Raw genomic sequence first — 23,192 nt, forward strand, 5'->3', positions numbered from 1 at the left:
CCCCTTCATATGTCGACAAATCACCGGACCGGGCGACCCCGGTGGCTCAGTAGCCGACGGCTTCGCGGGCCGAGTTGAACCAGTCCTTCATGGTCTGCCAGAAGCTGCGGCCTCCGGCGACCCACTCCGGAACAGGGGTGAAGTTCCAGATGAGCGCGACGATGGCGGCCATGATCAGGATCATGAACAGGCAGCCCTTGAGGCAGCCCAGGCCCGGGATGCGCATCGGGCTGGAGCTGCGCTGCCGCGGCTGGCGCGGTTCCCGCGGCGGCCGCGGGGCCGGGCGCTGCGGCTCGTAGCGCTGCGGCGGGGGCTGCTGCTGCGGCGGCGGCGCGTACCGCTGCTGCTGCGGGGCCTGCTGCTGCCGGTAGCCCTGCTGTTGCTGCTGGCCGTACCCCTGCTGCTGCCCGTGTCCCTGTTGTCCTTGTCCCTGCTGGCCGTAGCCCTGCTGACCGTAGGCCTGCGGCTGCTGCGGGCGGCGCGGCGGACGGCGGCGCAGCGGGTCCTGCTCGGGGTCGAGCGGGCGCAGCTGCGTCTGCTCGTTGCGGTCGCGGGCGGCCCGCAACTGGTTCTGCCAGGGGTGCGGGTCCTCCGCGCGCGGGCCGTCCGGCACCGGCGGCATGACGGAGGTGCGGTCCTCACCCGGGCCGCCGGACTGCGGCAGCACCGAGGTGGCCTCGGCGTCAGGACCACCGGAACGCGGCAGCACGGACGTCGGGTCGGCGTCGGAGGTGGTGTGCGGGATGAAGCTGGTGGCGGCGTTCGGGTCGTAGCCGCCGGCCGCACCCGCCGCACCCGCCGCACCCAGCATCTGGGTGGCGTCGTCGGCGCCGCCGCCGGTGCCCGGCACCGGGGCCGGACGCGGGTCCGGCGCGAGCAGCGCGCCGACGCCGAGCGCGGCGGCGTACGCCTCGGCCCCGGCTCCGGGGGCGAGCCCGGCGGCGACCGTGCGCAGCGCGCGGGCCAGCGCGTCCGCCGACGGACGGCGGTCGGGGCTCTTGCTCAGGCACCGCTCGACGACCGTCCACAGCGGTTCGGGCACGTGCGGCGGGCGCCGCGGCTCCTCGCTGAGGTGCCGGTGCAGCACCTCCAGCGCCGACCCGCCACCGAAGGGCGGCCGGCCGGTGAGCAGTTCGTAGAGCAGGATGCCGGCGCCGTAGATGTCGACGGCCGAGGTCTGCGGCTTGCCCTCGGCGGACTCCGGGGCCACGTAGGCGGGGGTGCCGACGAACTCGTGGGTACGGGTCAGCCCCGGGGAGTCGGCGAGGCGGGCGATGCCGAAGTCGGTGAGCATCGGGCGCATGCCCTGCTCGGTCTCGGCGAGCAGCACGTTGGCCGGTTTCAGGTCCCGGTGGACCACGCCGTCCGCGTGGCTGGCGGCCAGCGCGTCGGCGATCTGGGCGGTGACGAGCGCCGCGCCCACCGGTGAGAACGGGCCGTTCTCCCGCAGGTAGCGGTGCAGGTCGGGGCCGTCGACCAGGTCCATCACCAGGGCCAGCAGGTCGCCCTCGACCACCAGGTCGCGGGTGCGCACGATGTTCTCGTGGGTGAGCCGCAGCAGCACCGAGCGCTCGCGCAGGAAGCGCATCACGATGTCGGCGTCGCCGGCCAGCTCCTCCTTGAGGACCTTGATGGCGACCAGTTCCCCGGGGTGCCCCGGGACCGCTGCCTCGGCGCCCGCCCGCTCCCGCTGGCGGGCGCGCCAGACGGTGCCCGTGGCGCCGCGTCCCAGCGGCTCCTCGAGCAGGTATTTGCTGCCTACCGGCCGCACGTCATCGGCTCCCTGGTCGTGTCGCTTGTCCCGGTCGGCCGCCTGCCCGGCGGCCGGTTCCGGTCCACTGTAGTGCGGTCTCGACAGCCGGGCGGGCGCTGTCCACAGGTCCGTCGCGGACCGCCGTCCGGTCGAAACCGCTCTGCTCCTCCAGACGTACGGGCCGCGTCTTCGGTTGCGCGGAGGGCTGCGGGCAGCGCCCGGCGCACGCCTGCGGACCGCGTGCGTCAACCTCGCGCAGCCGGTGTCGGACGGGATAGCGGACCGGCGTGTTCCGGCCAGATTCCGAGCCGATCGCGCCCGGCGCCGCCGGGGGCGCGGTTTGCGGCGGAAGCCGCCCGGAGCCTGGCGAGGCGGGACCGAAACGACATTCCGTACAGGCACGGCGCCCACCGAGTGACAAACCCGGTCACAATGCGCCGCCGATCGGATGTGAACTCGACCACATGTGAGCACCGGCCTGTATCCCCCCAGCCAATCAAGATCATTGAATGACGGTCGCGGGACGGAATGTCAGTCACAGGTGCGAGGATGCGGCTACGGTCTGGCGCAAGGTGAATGAACCGGGAGGGGCCGATGCCGAACCAGATCCGGCTCACTGTGCGTGGCCCGCGCTGCGGCCCGCAGCAGGCCGGAGCGGAGTGCTGCGACGTACTGGTCACCGCCCCGCCCGGCACGGTGTTGGCGGCGGTGGCGGGTGGCCTGGCGACCGCGCTCGCCTCGGTCACCGGAACCCCGGCCGCCCCGGGCGACCCGGTCCCCGTCTACTTCGGCCCGCGCCGCCTCGACCCGCAGCGCCAGATGGTCGGCGAACCGCCCTTGGTCGACGGCGCCGTCATCTCGCTGCACGGCCCGAGCGAGCAGCCCGCCACCCCGCTGCCCGACGGCGTCCGGCTCGACGTCGTCGCCGGCCCTGACTCGGGCGGCGTGCACCTGCTGCACGGCGGCCACGTCCGGATCGGGCGCTCCGCGGACGCCGACGTGGTGCTGGACGACCCCGACGTGTCCCGGCTGCACTGCACCGTCACCGTGGCGGGCACCGGCGCGGTGACGGTCACCGACCTCGACTCCACCAACGGCACCACCGTCGACGGCGTACCCGTCCTGGGCCGCCCGCTCCCGCTGCGTCCCGGCGCCGCGCTGCGCGTCGGCGAGACGCTGCTGCGCCTGCACGCCGGCCCGGCCGCCCTGGCCGACGCCTCCGGCGCTGCCGCAGGCGGGCCCGGCGGCCCCGGAATCGGTTCCGGCGGCGGCACCGGCGGCGGTCCCGGCTCGGAGGCCGCCGTGCCGGCGGCCCGGGTCGGTTCCGCGGCGACGCAGCGCAACAGCCCACCCGGCGGCACGGCCCGCCGCCCCACCCCGCTGCGCGGCACCGCCGCGCCCTTCGTGCCGCAGCAGCCGGCCGCCGCTCCCCCGCCGCCCCAGAGCCAGCCGCCCCAGAGCCCGCCCCGGCAGCGCGCCGCTCCGGTCGCCAGGCCGGAGGGCGCCGAGCACATCGAGCACGGCCGGGCGCCGGCGCCCCCCGCCTCCGGCGGCACGCACGGCGCCGGCTTCGTCCGGCCGCCCGTCGGCCCGGCGGCCTCCGCCGCCGAGGAGCGGCGACGCGGCATAGGCGGCTGGGCCCGCCGTCTCGGCGGCGGTCGGCGCGCCGAGGCGCCCGCGCCGGAGCCCCCCGGCCGCACGATCCACCCGGCCGAGCCCGCGCCGGGCTTCACCGGCCCGCCTGCGGACGCCGATCCCCCCGGCCGCTGGCCGGATTCGGCGGAGGTGCTGCTCACCGCGCTCGGGCCCGGCCCGAGGCTGTGGGAGCGCGGCGCCGACCACCCCGACGCGCTCGCGGTGCGGCTCGGCACCGCCCACCACACCTCGCGACCCGACGTGCCGGTCACCGTCTCGCTGCGCGAGGCGGGCTCGCTGGGCCTGGCCGGGCCTCGGGAGCGCCTGCTGCCGCTGGTCCGCTCGGCGCTGGCGCAGCTCGCCGCGCTGCACCCGCCGAGCACGCTGGAGATCGTGCTGGTCGCGTCCGGCCGCTGCGGCCGGGCCGAGGACTGGTCGTGGCTGGGCTGGCTGCCGCACACCCGCCCCTCCCACGGGCAGGACTGCCGGCTGCTGTTCGGCTTCGACCGGGACCAGGCCGCGGCCCGCACCGAGGAACTGGTGCGCCGCGTCGACGAGGGCCCGCTCGGCGCCGGCTGGGTCACCGCCGAACGCGCCGAGATCGCCGCCGCCGCGGCACGGCACCGCGGCCCGTCGACGGTCCTGGTCGTCGACGGCGATCCGGGCACCGCGGCGCTGCGCGAGACGGTGGCGCGGCTCGCCGGGGGCGGTTCCGTCGTCGGCGTGCACGTGCTGTGCCTGGCCGACGCGCCCGCCGCCACCCCCTCCTCTCCGCTGTCGGACACCCTCGCCACGGCCTACGCCGCCTCCCCCGCGTTCCGCGAGTGCGGCACCGCCGCCCTGCTCAGCGGCGCGGTGGGCACCGCGGTCCGGGTGGTGGCGCGCGGCGGCGAACCGGCCGGCGGTGTCGCCACGGTCGACGGCGTGTCCGCCGCATGGGCGCAACGCTTCGCCCGGGCGCTGGCACCGGTGCGCGAACCGGAGCCGGCCACCGGCGCGGTGCCGGCCGCGCGGGTCCCGGCCGCGCTGCCGCCGTCCTCCCGTCTGCTGGAGGAACTGGGCCTGGCCCGCGCCACACCCGCCGCGCTGCTGGCCCGCTGGTCGGCGGTGCCCGACCGCAGCGGCGGTAGCGCCGCCCTGGTCTTCGGCGCCGGGCCGCGCGGGCCGCTGACCGCCGACCTGGCCACCGACCGCAGCCACCTGCTGGTGAGCGGTGCGCCCGGCAGCGGCAAGACGGAGCTGCTGTGCTCGCTGGCCGCCGCGCTGGCGGCGGGCGACCGTCCGGACCGGCTGGGCCTGGTCCTGGTCGACGGCGACGGCGACGGCCTGCGGGTGTGCGCGGAACTGCCCCACGCCGTGCGGTACCTCAGCGCCGGGGAGCCGGTGGGCATGCGGGAGTTCGCCCAGTCGCTGAGCCGCGAGGTGAAGCGGCGCTCGGAGCTGCTGGGCCAGGCGCACTACGAGGCGTTCGTGCAGGGCACCGCCGCGGCTGTTCCGGCCGGTACGGCCGGGCCGGACAGCGACCGGGGCACCGTGCGGCTGCGGGCCAGGTCCGCTCCCGGCGGTGCCGCGAAGGTCGCGGCCAACGCGCTGCCCCGGCTGGTCGTGCTGGTGGACGACTTCGACGTGCTGGTGGATCCGGCGCTCGGCAATCCGGGCCGCCCGGCCGCCGGTTCGGTGGTGCGGGCGCTGGAGGCCGTCGCCAGGGAGGGCGTGCGGCTGGGCGTCCACCTGATCGCCGCCACCGGGCGCCCGGACCGCACCGCGCAGACGGCGGCCGACCAGGCCGCGACGATGCGGGTGGCGCTGGGCAGCGACCCGGCGTCGGAGGAGCCCAAGCCGGGGCGGGGTGTGCTGCACCGGCCCGACGGTTCGGTGACGCCGTTCCAGGGCGGCCGGGTCACCGGCCGCATTCCGCGCACCGCCACCCTGCGGCCGACCGTGGTGCCGCTCGACTGGGCCAGGGCCGGCGATCCGCCGTCCCGCCGCCCGGTGCGGGAGCTGGGCAACGGCCCGACCGACCTCGCGCTGCTGGCCAGCGCCACCGAGCGGGCCGCCCGCGAGTCCGGCGCCACCCCGGTCGCACCGCCCGTCTGAGCGCAACCGGGTGCGCGGCGCACAGGGCCGCGCACCGCGCACCCGGGCGGTGCCGCCCGGGTGCCGCCCGGCACCGGGCCCTGCGGATTCCCGAGCAGTCGTTGGGCCGAACGGACCATTCTGGTCCCGGCCCCGCCAGGTCATGCGGCACAGATAGGCAAAGCGCGCATTATCGGCTTAATTGACCGCGCTCGCCCTCCCCCAGCCTGGACGGGCTGGGAGGTGCCCCCTGGATGTGCCGCCGTGCCTCGATTCAGCATCATCGTTCCCGCCCATCAGGCCCAGGCGTACCTGCCTGAGTGCCTGGAGTCCGTCCTCACCCAGTGCTTCACCGACCTCGAACTGATCGCCGTCGTCGACTGCTCACCCGCCGCCTGCGCCGGCATCCTCACCGAGACGGCCGCCGCCGACCCCCGCATGAGTGTGCTGCGCCTGCCGGAGCAGTCCGGCCCCGGCCCGGCCCGCAACGCCGGCCTGGCGCACGCCCGCGGCGACTACGTCATGTTCCTCGACAGCGACGACGCCCTCGCCCCCGGCGCGCTCCAGGCGGTCGCCGACCGGCTGGAGGACACCGCCGACCCCGACGTGCTGGTCTTCGAGCACCTGCGCGCCTTCTGGCACGGCGGCAGCGACCGCGGCACCCGGGCCGGCCTGCTGGCCGACCGGGAGCCGCAGGTGTTCCGACTGCGGGACCGCCCGGCGCTGCTGCGGCTGCCGCCCGTCGCGTGGAACAAGGCGTACCGCCGGGAGTTCCTGCTCCGCGAGGGCCTGGGATTCCCACCGGGGGCCTTCGATGGCACGCCGTTCAGCTGGGCCGCGCTGCTGACCGCGGAGGCGGTGACGGTACTCGACCGGCCGTGCGTGCTGCACCGGCAGCGCCGCAAGGGCGCCGCGCAGACCGCCGCCGACCGGCGGCCGTTCGACGTGTTCGGCCAGTACGACCGGGTCTTCCGGTTCCTGGAGGAGCGGCCGGAGCTGTCGCGCTGGGGTCCGCTGCTCTACCGCAGGATGACCGACCACCTGCTGTCGCTGTTCCTCACCCCGGGACGGCTGCCGCAGTCCTGCCGGGCGGAGTTCTTCCGGCGCAGCAGCAAGCAGTGCCTGCGCCACCAGGCGGTCGCCGGACGCACCGACCTGCGGCACCTGCTGGTGCGGCTGGGCGCGCGCCGCACGTTCCAGGCGCTGTGGGCCTGCCGCGGCCTGCGGCGCGGCGCGGGCCGGCTGGCCGGTTCGCTGCGCGGCGCGGTACTGCGCCTGCACCACCGCGTCCAGTCTCGGCGGCCACTCGACCCCGACCTCGCGGTGTTCACCAGCTCCGCGCCCGACGGGGGCGGCGGTGACCCCGCCGCGCTGGCCGCGGCGGCGCAGCGGCTGGTGCCGGGGCTGCGCACGGTGTGGGTCTGCGGGCCGGACCAGGAGCCGCCGGCGGTGCTGCCGCCGCAGGTGCGGGTGGTGCCGCACGGCTCGGCAGCGCACTGGGGGGCGCTCGCGCGGGCCCGGTACCGGGTACTCGACGGCGCGCCCGAGTTCGGCCGGGCCAAACGCTCCGGGCAGGTCATGGTGCAGACCCACCGGGGAACGCCGCTGGGCCACCTCGGCCTCGACCTGCGCGACCATCCGGTCGCGGCGGACGGCATGGACTTCGAACGGCTGCTGGCGCAGGTCGACGAGTGGGACTACAGCCTCTCCGCCAACCGCCACTCCACGCTGGTGTGGGAGCGGGCCTACCCGGGGTCGTACACCACGCTGGAGTGCGGGGCGCCGCGCAACGACGTGTTCAGCACGGCCACCGCCGAGGACGTCGCGCGGGCCCGCGCCGCGCTGGACGTGCCGCCGGACTCCACCGCGGTGCTGTACGCACCCGCGCCCCGCGAGTACCTGAACGGGCGGCCGGGGTCCCGGCTGGACCTGCGGCGGCTGGCCGGGGCGCTGGGCCGGGGCTTCACGGTGCTGGACGCGGACGGGGGACGGCCGCCGGCCGAGCTGTGCCTGGCCGCGGACCTGCTGGTGACGGACTACGCGCCGCTGATGTTCGACTTCGCGAACCTGGACCGCCCGATCGTGGTGCACGCCGACGACTGGGACGCCTACCGCGCCACCCGCGGTACCTACCTCGACCTGCCCGCCTGCCCTCCCGGGCCGGTCACCCGCGACACCGCCTCGCTCGTCTCCCTGCTGCGCGAAGGCGAGTGGCGGACGCCCAGGAGCGAGGCGCTGCGGGCAGCCTTCCGGGCCAGGTTCTGCCCCTACGACGACGGGCAGTCGGCCGAACGAGTGATCCGTGCGGTGTTTCTTGACAGCGCCGGACTGGCCCCGGCGGTGCCCGTCGAACGGCGTACCCCGGCGCCGGCGCACCGTCCGGCCCCGGGCGCACGGCTCGCTCGGCAAGGGAGCAGGCAGGTCGTCCACCCCGCGCAGCCCAGCGAGGGGTCCGGTGAACCTGCCCGTCTGTGAACGCATCCCTATAGGCGGAGCCTCCCCGCAGGGGAGGCGTGCCCGCCGTCGCGGGCACGAGCAGGGGGTGGGTTCAGCGTGATGAGAAGTGCGGGGGGCGGGATATGCCGGCCGGTGTGAGCGTGGTGGTCATCGCCTACAACGATGCCGGTCTGGTCGGCCAGGCGGTGGCGTCCGCCCTCGACCAGGGGCCGGAGGTGACCGAGGTGGTCGCCGTGGACGACGCGTCGACCGACGGCACCGGTGCGCTGCTGGACGAGCTTGCCGCGCGGGAGCCACGGCTCGTGGTGCTGCGCCGCACGGAGAACAGCGGCGGCTGCGGCACGCCGCGCAACGACGGGCTTCGGGCGGCCCGCGGGCGGTACGTGATGTTCCTCGACAGCGACGACGTGCTGCCGCCCGGTGCCGTGCGCACGCTGCTCGACGCCGCCGCACGGCACCAGGCACCGGTGGCGGCCGGCCGCTGCGTGCGGCGGGAACTGCCCGGCGGTGCCGAGACACCATGGCAGCGTGAGCTGTTCCTCCAGGAGACGGTGCACCGGGACCCGCAGCGCAACCCCAGGCTGGTCCGCGACACCCTGTGCGTGAACAAGCTGTACGCGCGCGACTTCCTGCTCGGCCACGGCATCACCTTTCCCGAGGGCGCCTACCACTACGAGGACTTCGTCTTCAGCGCCCGGGTGCTGGCCGCCGCCGACCGCCTGGTCGCGGTGCCCGACACCGTCTACGTGTGGAATGTGCGGCGGGCGTCCGCCGAGCCGTCCATCTCGCTGGACCGCGACGGCGTGCGGAACTGGCACAGCCGGCTGCGGGCGCACGCCGACGCGGTACGGGTGCTCGAGGAGGCCGACCACAAGCTGCTGGCGCACGCCGCCCGGACGAAGTTCCTGGACCACGACCTGCGCATGTACGTGCGGGAGCTGCCGGGGCGCAGCGATGACTACCAGCGGCAGTGGTGGCAGGCGACGCGGGAGCACCTGGCCCGGTTCGACGAGGCGGACCTGCGGGCGGCCCGCGCTCCCGGCCGGTGGCTGGCCCGGGTCGTGACGGCCTCGCAGATGCCGCGCGACCTCACCCGGATGGCGGAGCTGGCCGCCCGCCCGGCACGTCTGCTGCCGCCGTACGCCACCCGGCGCGGGCGCCCGGTGTGGTCGCAGGAACTGCCGGAGGTCCGGCTGGACGGGGTGGAGAGCAAGCCGATATACCGGCTGCCGCTGACCGTGGAAGCGGAGATGAGCAGCCGGTCCCGGCTGCGGGTGCGGGTGCACGACCTGTACGGCCGGCTCGCCGGAGCCGGTGTGAGCTGCGTGGACGTGGAGCTGCGGCACCGCACGGACGGGCGGCTGGGCCAGACCCGCAACGCCCGGCCTGACCGGGACGGCGGCGGCTGGGCCGCCGGGCTGACGCTGGACCTCCAGTCGCTGGCGGACCGGTCGGCGCCGGCGGGCGGGCCCCTGGACACCTGGGACGTGTACGCCCGCATCCGGTGTGCCAACGGCCGTTCCCTCTACACCGCCGTCCGTCCCGCCGGGGGGGCGTCGATGCGGCGGACGGCGGTGGCCAGCAGGCGGCACGGGCTGCTGCTGGTGCAGCCCTACGCCACCCATCGCGGGTCGCTGGCACTGCGGGTCGCGCCCGGTCTGCGCGGCGCGTGGCACGTCGTCGCGGGCAAGGCCCGGCGTCTGGTGCCCGCCAGGCTGCGGCGCCTGACCGCACGGGCGCACTGATTCCCACAGATCGGGGTATTCCGGGTGTCGACCGAGATTCCCCGAGGTGAAAGGGTTAGGCCCCGCAGATGAAGATCTCCTTCCTCATGGTGGACCGCTACCGTCTCGGCGGCGTGGTGAGCGCGACCCACAACCTCGCAGGCGCGCTGGCCGCCCGGCACGAGGTGGAGGTCGTCTCGCTGCGCCGCGACCGGGACACCTCCCCGATGCCGCTGGACGAGCGGGTCGAGGTGGTGGACCTGACGGACGTCCGCGTCACCTCACCCGTCTACGACGGTGACAACCCCGCGATGCGGGAGCAGCCGAAGGTGTACCCGGGGGAGCCCGATGAGGAGGTGCCGCACGTCAGCAGGCTCGCGGAGCTGCGGCTGCTCGCCCACCTGGAGAACACCGACGCCGACGTCGTGGTCAGCTCCAACCCGAGGCTGACGTCGGTGCTGCACCGCGCCGGGCGCGGCCAGTACCTGAAGGTCGCCCAGGAGCACTCGCGTCCCACCACCTTCCACCGTCACATCCGGGACCCGCTGTTCGCCGCCTACCGGTCCCTGGACGCGGTGACCGTGCTGACCCCGGAGGAGTTGGCGGTGCTCGGCGGGGCCCTGGGCGACGGACGCAACCTCACCGTCATGCCGAACTGCGTACCGCCGGCCGACGGCGGCACCTCGACCGGCCGGAACCGCGTCGTGGTCACCGCCGGGCTGCTGAAGCGGCACAAGGGGTTCGACGATCTGATCGCCGCGTTCTGCGTCGCCGCGGAGAAGCACCCCGACTGGCAGTTGCGCATCTACGGCGAAGGGCCGGAACGCGCCGCGCTGCGCGGCCGGATCGAGGAGCTGGGCGCCTACAACCAGGTGCTGCTGATGGGGGCGGTCAGCGGCGTGACCCGGGAGCTGGCCAAGGGCTCGGTCTTCGCGCTGCCGTCCCGGCGCGAGCCGTTCGGCAACGTGGTCGTGGAGGCGATGTCCTGCGGACTGCCCGTGGTCGCCACCGACTGCGACCACGGGCCGCGCAACATCCTGACACCCGGCGAGGACGGGGAGCTGGTCCCGGTCGGTGACGTGGAGGCGATGGCCGCCGCCCTGGCCGCGCTGATGGAGGACGAGCCGCGGCGGATCGCCATGGGTGCCGCCGCGCAGCGCAACGCGGCCCGGTTCGGGCCCGCGGCCGGCGCGGACCGGTTCGAGGAGATCCTCCGCCAGGCGTCGCTCCGCCGCGCCCGCGCAGTGAAGGCCGAGTGCCGCGTCACCGACTGCGGTTCGGGCGATCTGCACGTCACGCTGCCGCCGGTGGGACAGGACGGGCCGCCGGCCCTGGTCTGCCTGCCCGCCGGGGGCGGCGAGCCGGTACGGATTCCGTTCGTCCCGGCCGACGGGCGGCTCACGGCCGTCGTGCCGCGCCGCGGCTGCCTGGCCGAGGGCGAGTGGCGGCTGTCCGTGGAGCACGGCGACGCGGCGCTCACCGGGGTGCGCGCCGACGCCTGCGACACCCGCGGCCTGCTGTCCGTCCCGCTGCCGAACGCCCACGGGCCGGCCCTGGAACTGCTGCTGCCGCACGTCGACCGGGACGGCGAGGTGCGGGTGCGCAGCGTGGTGCGGGAGGTGCACGCCGAGGTCGGCCCGCTGACGGTGAGCAGCGAGTCGGTGCGCCTGACCGGCGAGCTGTGGGGGGCCGTTCCGGCGGCGGACGCCGTGGTGGAGGCGGTGCACCGCGGCACTCCGGAACGCAATCTCGCCTTCGCGGCGCAGACCGGCGAGGGCGGTGCGTTCCGTACCGAGATCCCCTGCCGGGACCTGGTCGCCGACCGCGCGGCGGCCGAGGACGTGTGGGACCTGTGGCTGTCACCCGGCGGCGGCCGGAGCCCGGTCAGGATGTGCAAGGACGCCACCGACGTGCTCGACCCGATGGCCGTCTTCACCTTCCCGCGGCCCGTGCTGGAGGTCCCCGAACGCCGGGGGCCGCTGCAGCGCAGGGGGTCTCAGCGCTGCGAGCTGCGGCCGTACTACACGGCGCGCGGCCAGCTCGCGCTGAAGGTCGTCGACCTGTAGGGCGGCTGCGGCCCGGGGCGTCCGCACACCGCGACCGCCCCGGGTCGCTCAGTCCCGGGTCGCTCAGTCGACGCCGCGGTCGTCCTCGGCGGCGGCGAGTTCCGTCATCCGGTCGATGACCCGGCCGGCGGCGCCTCCGTCGTCGAGGTCGCAGAAGGTGTGCTGGAACGCCCGGTACTCCTCGCGGTACTTCTCACTGACGGCGTCGATGTCGCGCAGCGCCGCGACCAGCTCCTGCGAGGTGGACAGCAGCGGCCCCGGCGCCTCCCGCTCGAAGTCGAAGTAGAAGCCGCGCAGCTGGTCGCGGTAGTGCTCCAGGTCGTAGGTGAAGAAGAGGATCGGGCGGCCGGTGCCCGCGAAGTCGAACATCAGTGACGAGTAGTCCGTGACGAGGACGTCCGCGACGAGGAACAGCTCGCCGATCTCCGGGTACTCCGACACGTCCCACACGAACCCGTCGCCCTCGCCGGGCACGGTGTCCACCACGTTCGGGTGCCGGCGGACCAGCAGCACGTGGTCCTCCCCCAGCTGCTTGCGGGCGGCGTCCAGGTCGACGCGCAGGTCCAGCTTGTAGCGGCCGGGGCCGTAGAACTGGTCGTCGCGCCAGGTGGGCGCGTACAGCACGACCTTCTTGTCCGGCGGCAGCCCGATACGCTCCCTGACCCGCTTCGCCATCTCGTCTCGGTCCGCCGCGTGGAGGATGTCGTTGCGCGGGTAGCCGGCTTCGAGGAGTTCCCCGTCGAAGGCGAAGGCGCGCTTGAGGATGGGAGTGCTGAACCGGTTGGGCGAGACGAGGAAGCTCCAGCTGCGGGACTCCTGGGCGACGTTCTCCAGGTAGCGGCTGTTGGCGAACTGCACGTCCTCGATGTCGTGCCCGATCTTCTTCAGCGGGGTGCCGTGCCAGGCCTGGACGATGACCTGGCCGGGCCGGCGCCTGATCCAGTGCGGCAGGTGGGCGTTGGTGACGACGTAGCGGCAGCGGGCCATCGCCTCGAACCACTCGCGTCCCCACATGCGGACGGCGCGCGCCCCCTCCGGCAGCTCCACCTGCTCGTCGCGGACGACCCACAGGTGCTCCAGGTCCGAGCCGCGGCGGCGCAGCTCCTCGAAGACGGCACGCGGGGAGTCGGAGAACTGCTTGCCGGTGTAGCTGTCGTACAGCACGGCGTCGCGCAGCGGCTGGTTGCGGGCCTGCGGGTAGACGGTGGTGCGCAGCTGCTTCTGCCGGTAGGGCCCGCGCTCGTCGGGCTTGAGGGCGGACAGCACCTCCAGCGCCAGCCGGTCGTAGGAATAGCACTGCGCGGTGTAGGTGCGCTCGTTGATGACGCGGGTCACGGGGAAGTCGTCCACCAGGTGGTCGGCCAGCTGGACCGGCGCCGCGTCGGCGTCCGGGGCGGCGCCGGCGCTCTGGAACACCAGGTTCCAGCGGCCCGGGCGCAGCGGCAGGGTGCCCGCCTGGGAGACGAACGCCGCGGGTGTCACCCGGGCGGTGAAGCGGTCGCCGGTGCGGGTCAGCGGGACCTGCTTGAGCTCGTGGTGGGCGCGGTGCCGCAGCACCAGCGCCACCGGCACGTCGCTGTCACCGGGGTAGGTGCCGCCCAGGACGAGGGTGCCGTCGGCCTGCCAGCTCACCTCGTCCACCAGCGGCCGGACGATGCGGTCGCTGATCAGCAGGTGGCCCGGCGCGTTGCGGTGCAAAGCCAGTTCCCTGGCCTGCCCGTCTGCGGCGGGCAGCAGGTGGCCGCCTTCGGTGCGGGTGTCGTTGTCGACGGCGACCGGGACGATGTCCACGGCCGGGCCGTCCTCGGGCGCGGCCGGGCGGGCCGCCGCACGTTCGGCATCCCCGACCTCGTCGTGCCGCACGCCCGCAGCACCGGCGTGCGGCACGACGAGGTCGGGGCGCCACGTCTCGCTCTCGGGGGCGCGCAGCGACACCAGGGTGCCGGCGCGGTCGCGTACGGCCGTGAGGTCGGCCAGCGGCACCCGGGCGACCACCACGGTGCGGTCGGCGGTGGCCTTCTCGGTCTCCAGCGGGTACTCGTGTTCCAGCAGGTGCCGGACGTGGCGCAGGCGCAGGGTGCTGCCCTCGGGGAGTTCACCGTGGTGGGCGAGGCGGAGTTCGAGGGCGTCACCGACGAAGCGGTGCGACAGGAAGCGGGCGCGGATGCGCTCCACCTTCAGCCGCAGCCGGCCCCGGACGAACAGCGGCACCAAGCGGACCCGGTCGCTGACGTAGTGCACGGGCGGGTGGCTGCCGGTGCCGAAGGGCCCCGGGTTGAGGGCGCCGCGGCGCAGCAGGCCGCGGCTGAGGTTGCCGATGGCGAACCGCCAGGTGCCTTCGGTCCACTCGCCGCGGGACCTGAGCCTCCTGGCGTCGAGGGTGAACTCGAAGCCGGCCCAGTCGTAGGAGTAGCGGGCCTGGCCGGACTCGGCGGTGGCCTGCGGCGCGTACGTCGTGCGGGCGGGCACCACGAGGGTGCGCCTGGTGCGGCTGTTGCGCAGGCCGATGACCTTGCGCGACATGCGGCGCTTGTGGACGTTGAGGTGGTTGACGTAGGAGTACCCGGTGACGCGCAGCCGGTCGCCGTCCCAGCGGATGTCGGACACCTTGCTGCGCAGCGAGAGTTCCTGCCCGAGCCGGTAGACCTTCTTGGGGACGGCGAGTTCTCTGTCCCCGAAGTAGGGGTAGCGGGCGTACCGGCGGAAGCGGCGCACCACGGGAATGCCGCGGATGCCGCGCTTCTCGTAGGCCAGCACCTCCAGCAGCTCCTCCAGCCTGCCCTCGCGGATGAGGTGCCACTTGAGGCGCATCAGGGCGGGCAGGGTGTCGGTGACGCGGGGGTCGACCCGGCTCAGGAAGTCGCCGGCGACCTCCATGAACAGTTCCCGGAACTCCTGGTCGGCCTCCGGCAGCACGTTGATGAAGATGCGGATGTCGCTGCCCAGCGCGGACTTGTCGTACCAGCGCTTGTACCGCGCGTTCTCCCGGCCGGGCCGTTCGGCGAGGAAGCGGCTCACCGAGTCGACGGCGGCGACCCGGTCGCGGACGGCGTTCAGTTCGGTGCGGCGCTGCGTGATGGACGGGCCGCCGCCGTCGCGCTGCCGCCAGTAGTAGACGGGCTCGCTGAGGATGTCGACGGTTCCCGCCCTGAAGTGCGCGGGCAGCGTCAGCGGGATGTCCTCGTAGAGCACGCCCTCGGGGAAGGCCATGTCGTGGCGGTCCCAGAAGTCGCGGCGGAAGACCTTGTTGGGGGCGAGACGGTCGTAGATCAGCGACTCGTCGCGGGTGATGTGCGTGCGCAGCCGGGTGGTGGCCATGGCTCTGCGGTGCATGGGCGACTGCTCGGTGCCGGTGGAGCGCAGCAGCAGCACGTTGCCGGACAGCAGGTCGGAGCCGGTCTCGTCGAGGGTGCGCACGCACAGCGCGTAGGCGTAGTCGGGGATGATGTCGTCGCTGTCGACGAAGGTGAGGTAGTCCGCCTCGGGGCTGCAGTGCCGCACGCCGGTGTTGCGGGCGTGGCCGAGGCCGCCGTTGGACTGCCGCACGAGCCGGAAGCGTTCGTCGCGGGCGGCGAACTCGGCGGCGATCTCCGCGCTGCCGTCCGTGGAGCCGTCGTCGACCATGACGACTTCGATGTCCCGGAGGGTCTGGGCGGCGAGTGACTCCAGGCACTCCTCCAGGTAGGTCTCCACGTTGTAGAGGGGAACCACAGCTGAGAGTCGAAGCGCCATAAGTCGGAGCAACCTTCCTCAAAACGACAGTTATGCGACGGATTTTATCGCACAGATTGTCTGAAACTACGAGCGGGCGACGGCCTGCCTGCCCGCTTACCCCGCTGCGGCAACCGGTCACCCGCACAGATCCGTCCGATGGCTAGAGAGCAGGACCGCCGTCCGCGTTCCACTCGTTTGCTCTCGGATCGGCAAAGTGTGCGACCCGCGGACGCGCCACGGGCCCGGGTCCTCACCGCGTGACGCGGCGGGACCCGGGCCCGTGGCCGGAGGCGGAGGACGTCAGCGGTTGCTGCGCAGCAGGGTGCGCATGGTCCGCATGGCCACCGAGAGGTTGGCGAGATCGAAGATGTCGGACGACTTGATCTCGTCCAGCGTGGACCGCGCCCGGCCGAGCACCGCCGCGTTCTTCTCCTCCCACGCCTTGAACCGCTGTTCGGGTGACGCCTCCGCGTCCCCGGCCGCCAGCACGTCCGCGGTGAGCAGCTGGTGCGCGGCGTACAGGTCCTCGCGGATCGCCGCCCGCGCCATGGACTGCCAGCGGTCGGCCCGCGGCAGCTCGCTCACCCGGTCCTGCAGCTGGCTGATGCCCAGCCGGTCGGCCAGGTCGTAGAAGACCTCGGCGACGTCCATCAGGTCCCGGCCGGTGCGGTCGGCCACCGCGACGATGTCCAGCGTCGGGAAGGCGGCGGAGAAACCGGCGACACGCTGCGCCAGCTCCCCGGGCACCCCGGCGGTCTCCAGCTCGTCGTGCAGCTTCTGGTACCAGTCCTGGTCCTCGCCGCGGAGCAGCTTCGGCAGCTCACGCCACACCGACTCGACCCGCTCCTGGAAGAAGGCGATGGTCTCCGACAGGTGCAGCGGCTGCGGGCGGTTGCCCAGCAGCCAGCGGGTGGCCCGCTCCACCAGGCGCCGCGAGTGCAACCGGATGCGGGTCTGCACGTCGGCGTCCACGACGTTGTCCAGCGCCTCCACGTCGTCCCAGATGGCCGACATGCCGAAGATGGTGCGTGCGGCGGTGTGCGCCCGCACGATCTCCTCGATGGACGCGCCCGACTCCTCCCGCAGCCGGTGCAGGAAGGTGGTGCCCCCGGTGTTGACCGTGTCGTTCACCAGCAGCGTGGTGACGATCTGCCGGCGCAGGGCGTGCTGCTCGACCTCGGCGGGGAACCGCTCCCGCAGGGCACGCGGGAAGTACGCGCTGGCCAGCGCCCGCAGGTACGGGTCGTCCGGCAGGTCGGTGCCCACCAGCGCCTCGGTGACGGTGATCTTGGCGTAGGCCAGCAGCACCGCCAGCTCCGGCTGGGTCAGGCCCTGGCCGTTGGTGAGCCGCTCCTTGACCACCCGGTCGGACGGCAGGAACTCCAGCGAGCGGTTCAGCCTGCCGGACCGGCCCAGCGCCCGCATGAAGCGGTGGTGCGCCTGGAGCAGGCTGGGCGCCGTCTCCTGGGCGTTGGACAGGGCGACGTTCTGCGCGTAGTTGGTGCGCAGCACCAGCTCGGCGACCTCGTCGGTCATCTCCGCGAGCAGCGCGTTGCGCTGCTTGACCGTCATGTCGCCGTTGGCGACGACCGCGTTGAGCAGGATCTTGATGTTCACCTCGTGGTCGGAGGTGTCCACGCCGGCGCTGTTGTCGATGGCGTCGGTGTTGATCCGCCCGCCGCCGGCCGCGAACTCGATGCGGCCGAGCTGGGTGAGCCCCAGGTTGCCGCCCTCGCCCACGACCTTGCAGCCCAGCTCTCGGCCGTCGACCCGGATCGCGTCGTTGGCCTTGTCGCCGACGTCCGCGTGCGTCTCCGCCGACGCCTTGACGTAGGTGCCGATGCCGCCGTTCCAGAGCAGGTCCACAGGGGCCCGCAGGATGGCACGCATCAGGTCGGCCGGGGTGAGCTTGGTGACGCCGGCGTCGATGCCCAGCGCCTCCCGCGTCTGCGCGCTGACCGGGATGGACTTGGCGGTACGCGGGTACACGCCGCCGCCGGCCGAGATCAGCGAGGTGTCGTAGTCCGCCCACGAGGACCGCGGCAGGTCGAACAGCCGATGGCGCTCCGCGAAGGAGACCGCGGCGTCGGGGTCCGGGTCGAGGAAGACGTGCCGGTGGTCGAAGGCGGCGACCAGCCGGATGTGCTCGCTGAGCAGCATGCCGTTGCCGAAGACGTCACCGGACATGTCGCCGATGCCGGCGACGGTGAACTCCTGCGTCTGGGTGTCGTGGCCCAGCTCGCGGAAGTGCCGCTTCACCGACTCCCAGGCGCCGCGTGCGGTGATGCCCATGCCCTTGTGGTCGTAGCCGGCCGAACCGCCGGACGCGAAGGCGTCACCGAGCCAGAAGCCGTAGGAGACCGCGACCTCGTTGGCGATGTCGGAGAACGTCGCCGTGCCCTTGTCGGCGGCGACCACCAGGTAGGTGTCGTCCCCGTCGTGGCGGACCACGTCGGTGGGCGGCACGACCTCGCCGCCCACCAGGTTGTCGGTGATGTCCAGCAGACCGCAGATGAAGGTGCGGTAGCAGGCGACGCCCTCCGCAAGCCACGCGTCCCGCCCCTCGGACGGGTCGGGCAGCCGCTTGCCGACGAAGCCGCCCTTGGCGCCGACCGGCACGATGACGGTGTTCTTGACCTCCTGGGCCTTCACCAGCCCGAGGATCTCGGTGCGGAAGTCCTCCCGGCGGTCGGACCAGCGCAGACCGCCGCGGGCGATCTTGCCGAACCGCAGGTGCACACCCTCGACCCGCGGCGAGTACACCCAGACCTCGTACTCCGGGCGCGGCGCCGGCAGGTCCGGGATGGCCTGCGGGTCCAACTTGATCGACACGTAGTCGTGCAGCTCGCCGTCCCGGCCCCGCTGGAAGTAGTTGGTGCGCAGGGTGGCCTTGATGACGGTGAGGAAGGACCGCAGCATCCGGTCCTCGTCGAGGTTGGCGACCGAGTCCAGCGCGCCGTCCAGCTCCTCCAGCAACCCGTCGGTCAGCTCCCTCCCGGCCCGCTGGCGCTCGGGGGCGAGCCGCGCCTCGAACAGGCTGACCAGCAGCCGGGTGGTGTGCACGTTCTTGCGGAGGGTCTCCTCCATCGTGCCCTGGCCGAACTTCGCGCCCGCCTGCCACAGGTACTTGGCGTAGGCGCGCAGCACCATCGCCTGGCGCCACGTCAGGCCCGCCGCCAGCACCAGGGCGTTGATGCCGTCGTTCTCGGCCTGGCCGTTCCACACCGCGGCGAAGGTCTGCTGGAAACGCTCGCGGGCGTCGTCGCCGAGTCCGTTCAGGGCGTGGGACGGCAGCCGCAGGCCGAAGTCGTAGATCCACGCCCGGGAGCCGTCGCCCGACCGCAGTTCGTAGGGCCGCTCGTCGACGACCTCGACGCCCATGGCCTGCAGGATCGGCAGCACCGCGGACAGCGACACCGGCCGGCCCGTGCGGTAGATCTTGAAGCGCCGCTCACCCGCCGCGGCACCCACCGGCTCGTACAGGCTGAGCCCGAAGTCCTCGCCGCCCTCGCTGTGGTCGAGCTCCTCCAGGTGCTGGATGTCGGCGACCGCGGCCCTCGGCGCGAAGTCCGCCTTGTACCCCTCGGGGAAGGACTGGCTGCCGTACCGGTGGGCCAGCTCCGCGGCGGTCTCCTCGCCGCACTCGGCGACCAGCGCCTCCGCGAAACCGTCCGCCCAGGAACGGGCCGCGTCGACCAGCCGGGCCTCGATCCGGTCCGCTTCCGCCTCGGTCAGCGGTTCCAGCTCGGTTCCGGGCTCGACCCGGACGACGAAGTGCAGCCGCGACAGCACCGACTCGGTGTTCCACGCCGTGAAGTCGACGCTGGTGCCGTTCAGCTCCTCGGTGAGGATGTCGATCAGCCGCAACCGCACCCCGGTGGTGTAGCGGTCGCGCGGCAGGTAGACCAGCGCCGAGTAGTAGCGGCCGTACTCGTCCTGCCGCAGGAACAGCCGCAGCCGGCGGCGCTCCTGCAGGTACAGCACGGAGGTCGCGGTGGAGCGCAGGTCCTCCACGGGGATCTGGAACAGCTCGTCGCGCGGGTAGGTCTCCAGGATCTGGAGGAGGTCGCGGCCGTCGTGGCTGTCGGGCGTGAACCCGGCCGCGGACAGCACCGCCTCCACCTTGCGGCGGATCACCGGGATCTGCCGGACCGTCTCCACGAACGCCGACGCGGCGAACAGGCCGAGGAAGCGCCGCTCGCCGACGACGTTGCCCTCGGCGTCGAACTTCTTCACCCCGACGTAGTCCAGGTAGGACGAGCGGTGCACGGTGGCGCGGCTGTTGGCCTTGGTCAGCACCAGCAACCGGTGCTCGCGGGCCTTCGCGCGGGCCCCGCGAGTGAGCCGGCTGAAGGACGGCGAGACGGGGTGGCCCTCCTCGTCGAAGCTGAGGCTCGGGTCGGCGCGCAGGATGCCCAGACCCGTGCCCGGCACCGGCTTCAGCACGTCCTCCTCACCGTTGCCGGCGGCGCTGACGGTGTCCAGCGCGTACTCGCGGTAGCCCAGGAAGGTGAACCGGTCGTCCACGAGCCAGCGCAGCAGCTCGCCCGCCTCGGCGACCTCCTCCGGCGCCAGGTCGTCGGTCGGCTCCTCCGAGAGGCCGTCTGCGATGGCCAGCGCGGCGCTGCGCATCTTCTGCCAGTCCTCGACGGCCTCGCGCACGTCGGAAAGCACCCGGCGCAGGTCGGAGGTGATCTGCTGGAGGTCCTCCGGGTCCGTCTCGCGGTCGATCTCGACGTGGATCCACGACTCGGTGACGGCGTCCTGCGGCAGGTCCTTGGTACCGCGCTCGGCGGCGGGGCGCATCGGGTCCCGGCCGGCGTCCAGCACCTCCAGCATGCGCCCGGTGACGTCCCGCCGGACGACGACCTGCGGGTGGATCACGATGTGGATGCCGCGTCCGTGCCGGGACAGTTCGTTGGTGACGGAGTCCACCAGGAACGGCATGTCGTCGGTGACGACCTCCACCACAGTGTGCGTGCAGGTCCAGCCGTTCTCGTCGACCGTGGGCGTGTACACGCGGACGTTCGCCGTGCCCTGCGGCCGCTCCTGGGCGAGGCGGTGGTGGGAGAGCGCGGCGCCGAGCACGTCGACCGGGTCGCGGTCGGCGAGGTCCTCCGGTGCCGTGTGCAGGTAGTAGCGCTGGAGATAGGCACGGAGTGCCCGGGCGTCGAGGCCCTGCACCGGGAGGCTCCCGGTCTGACTGCCCTCAGCCACCTGGGCTGCTCGTACGAGCTGATCGGCCTTTGCTTCGTCCAGCTTGGTCTGCATGTCCTCTGGCTCCTGTCGCGCGCCGTTGCGTGACGTCAGATGGTTCAAATGGGCTCACACGGGCAGGCCCCGCGTCACCGAACGACGGGCGCACCGGCCCGCTGCTCGACGGCGACGTGGGGCCTGGAGAAACGTCCAGCGTCCGCCCGGGCGCGATGCGCGTCGGGCTCAGTGCGGGGAGGGCAGCGTTGCCGGGATCCCCATCCACGGATATCGGGCTGAACACGTACGCAAGGCTATCTCCCCACCCGGGGATGTCGTCATGAGCCGGTTGTGGCCAAAACCGGGGCCAGAACTTTGACGTTCTGGACAGCGCGGAGATGGCTCACCAGTGCGAGGGGGCCGTCGCGGGAGTGCGAGGGGCCGTCGCGGGCCGCCACCGGTCAGGAACCGGCCGGGGCCCGCCCGGCTATCTCCTCGGCGGTGGCGACCGCCTCGGCCAGGGTGTCCACCACCGGCACACCGGCCGACGCGAGGCTGGCCCGGCTGTGCGAGCCACCGGTGTAGAGCACCGCGTGCGCGCCGACGTGGCGGGCCGCCAGGGCGTCGTCGAGCGCGTCACCGATGACGACCGTACGGGCCGCGTCCACGCCGGAGGCCGCCATCGCCACCAGGTGGGCGGCCATCTGCTCGGCCTTGCCCGACCCGTTGACCCGGAGCCGGCTGCCGTCGACCCGCAGGAAGTGCTCCTCGATGCCGTGCCGCCGCACCAGCGGCAGCAGGTGCTGGTGCGGGGCCAGCGAGCACAGCGACTGGGTACCGCCGGCCGGGGCACGTGCGGCGAGCAGTTCGGCGGCGCCCTCGGTGAGGCCGACGGTGTCCACCCGCGCGAAGTAGTGCCGGTGGAAGACCTCGTCCAGCACGGCGAACTCCTCCGGGCTGGGCATCCGGCCGGTGAGCCGCTCGTAGAACCGCGGCACCGGTACGCAGTACACCTCGCGGTAGCGATCCAGGGTGATCGGCTCCATGCCGACCTCGCCGAAAGCGGCGTTCGTCGCTTCGATCACCGCGTGGATGTCGTGCAGCAGCGTGCCGTTCCAGTCCCAGACGATGTGCGTGGTGGTACCTGTCCGCGAACCCATGACACGACGGTAACCGCAGGGTCGGACAAACGTCCGGTGGTCTCCGCCACATCGGCCGCCACGGGCCCGCCCGCGTGCGGGGGGCGAACGGCTCGGCGGGGTTCAGACCAGCGCGTCGATCTCCTGCACGGCGTACCACAGCAGCTCGTGCGCCTCCGCGCCGCCCGCCACGTCATCCGCCGTTTCGCCTGCCGCGTCACCTGCCGCACCGGTGCCGCCGCGGGCCGCGGACAGGGCGGCCACCGCCGCGGTCACCGCCGCCTCGGCGGCCTCCGCGTCGAGGTGCACCGCGGCGGCCCTGCGCATCGGGAAGGGGCCGCTCAGCCGCAGCGCGCCGGGCTCGCCGCCCGGGTCGGGCTCGGTCGCCGGGGTGGCGTCCGGCACGTCCAGTGCCAGGACCACCCGCCGGGGCGCGGCACCCGGGGTGGCGGCGAGCAGCCGCAGGGACGACCGGGCCGCCTCGCCCAGCGCCGCGTACTCCAGTTCCTCCACGTCGTCGGAGCCGCACCAGGCGCGCAGCGCCGGGGTGACGGCGTAGGCGGTCAGCGGGCCGCCACCGACCTCACCCTGCCGATGGGCGTCCGCGAGTCCGGGCAGGGTCAGGGGAACGTAGACGCGCATCGCTGCCGCTTTCGTGTAGGTCCGGACGGGCTGACGGCCAGCATACGGGCCGCGAACGCCCCGGACGGAGCCGTCGGATCCGGCTTGTCGCGGGCGATCTCCCAGGTCAACCGGGTCGGCGTCAAGGTGCGCGGCGGTCGGCACCGGATAGGTGAACGCCGCCCCCGAGGCCGGCACGGCGTCCGGGTCGATTGCGCGCGCGAGGCGGCCCTCGCTACAACCGTGCCCGAAGCTACCGACCGGTAGCACCGACCGGTACGCGTACGCGACCGGAGCCGGCAACTCACCACGGGGACCACCATGACCATGACCAAGGGCCCGAGCCGTCCACCCGGGCGCCGCGACGCGCGAGGCCCCTCCCGCACCGCGATCGCCGCAGCCCAGCGGAGCCGTCGCGAACGCATGCCGCACCACTGGTTCGCCGAGCGCCTGCTGCTGGTACTCAGCGGCCGGCGGCCCGTGCACTCGCTGCTCGGCCACACCAGCGGCACCGCGTACGACCAGCTGGCCCGGCTCGCCCCGCTCGCCCCGCTCAGCCCCGCGCCGGGGACCCGCGCCGTACCGGAACCCGTGCTGGAGCAGGTCGGCTGCTCCACACCCCGTCCGGGAGCCGTGGAGGTGTACGCCCGCGTCTCCACGGGCGGCCGCAACCGGGCGCTGGCCTTCCGCCTGGAACACGGACCCGACCACCGCTGGCGCTGCGCCGCCGTCGAACTGGACCTCGACCTCGACCGTCAGCGGGCTTCCGGTGCGCAGCCCGTCGACCTCGCGGGCCGGCGCCTGCCGGGCCCCG

The 23,192-nt window shown here is 73.9% G+C and carries 10 protein-coding genes; 5 read left to right on the forward strand and 5 right to left on the reverse strand.

Annotated elements, in window-relative coordinates:
* Window positions 1–46: 46 nt before the first annotated feature.
* Entirely contained in the window at window positions 47–1,771 is a 1,725-nt protein-coding gene (locus tag QNO07_RS10655) for a serine/threonine-protein kinase (RefSeq protein WP_283991511.1), read from the reverse strand.
* A 576-nt stretch (window positions 1,772–2,347) separates the two neighbouring features.
* Between QNO07_RS10655 and QNO07_RS10660 the strand changes: the two genes are divergently transcribed.
* The 4 genes from QNO07_RS10660 (at window position 2,348) to QNO07_RS10675 (ending at window position 11,711) form a co-directional block, all read left to right on the forward strand.
* Entirely contained in the window at window positions 2,348–5,485 is a 3,138-nt protein-coding gene (locus QNO07_RS10660; RefSeq protein ID WP_283991512.1) for an FHA domain-containing protein, read from the forward strand.
* Window positions 5,486–5,728: 243 nt separating this feature from the next.
* Entirely contained in the window at window positions 5,729–7,939 is a 2,211-nt protein-coding gene (locus QNO07_RS10665; protein ID WP_283991513.1) for a bifunctional glycosyltransferase/CDP-glycerol:glycerophosphate glycerophosphotransferase, read from the forward strand.
* 104 nt (window positions 7,940–8,043) lie between these two features.
* The gene (locus QNO07_RS10670) at window positions 8,044–9,666 is read left to right on the forward strand and encodes a glycosyltransferase (protein WP_283991514.1); all 1,623 of its coding nucleotides are present in this window, start codon (window positions 8,044–8,046) and stop codon (window positions 9,664–9,666) included.
* A 68-nt stretch (window positions 9,667–9,734) separates the two neighbouring features.
* Entirely contained in the window at window positions 9,735–11,711 is a 1,977-nt protein-coding gene (locus QNO07_RS10675) for a glycosyltransferase (protein ID WP_283991515.1), read from the forward strand.
* Window positions 11,712–11,774: 63 nt separating this feature from the next.
* Here QNO07_RS10675 and QNO07_RS10680 read toward each other — a convergent pair whose 3' ends face one another.
* The 4 genes from QNO07_RS10680 to QNO07_RS10695 all read right to left on the reverse strand — a co-directional run bounded on the left by QNO07_RS10680 (window position 11,775) and on the right by QNO07_RS10695 (window position 22,399).
* Window positions 11,775–15,443: a bifunctional glycosyltransferase/CDP-glycerol:glycerophosphate glycerophosphotransferase gene (locus QNO07_RS10680; RefSeq protein WP_283991516.1), complete on the reverse strand. Its 3,669-nt coding sequence runs from the start codon at window positions 15,441–15,443 to the stop codon at window positions 11,775–11,777.
* Window positions 15,444–15,725: 282 nt separating this feature from the next.
* Window positions 15,726–20,696, reverse strand: a complete 4,971-nt coding sequence (locus QNO07_RS10685) for an NAD-glutamate dehydrogenase (RefSeq protein WP_283991517.1) — start codon at window positions 20,694–20,696, stop codon at window positions 15,726–15,728.
* 383 nt (window positions 20,697–21,079) lie between these two features.
* Window positions 21,080–21,778, reverse strand: a complete 699-nt coding sequence (locus QNO07_RS10690; protein ID WP_283991518.1) for an HAD family hydrolase — start codon at window positions 21,776–21,778, stop codon at window positions 21,080–21,082.
* Between the two features lie 102 nt (window positions 21,779–21,880).
* Window positions 21,881–22,399, reverse strand: a complete 519-nt coding sequence (locus QNO07_RS10695; protein ID WP_283991519.1) for a DUF6912 family protein — start codon at window positions 22,397–22,399, stop codon at window positions 21,881–21,883.
* A 300-nt stretch (window positions 22,400–22,699) separates the two neighbouring features.
* Between QNO07_RS10695 and QNO07_RS10700 the strand changes: the two genes are divergently transcribed.
* Window positions 22,700–23,192, forward strand: a 493-nt coding sequence (locus QNO07_RS10700) for an Rv3235 family protein (RefSeq protein ID WP_349636823.1), incomplete at its 3' end; no start/stop codon positions are given.

The organism is Streptomyces sp. 549 (genome assembly GCF_030124175.1).
Taxonomy (GTDB): domain Bacteria; phylum Actinomycetota; class Actinomycetes; order Streptomycetales; family Streptomycetaceae; genus Streptomyces.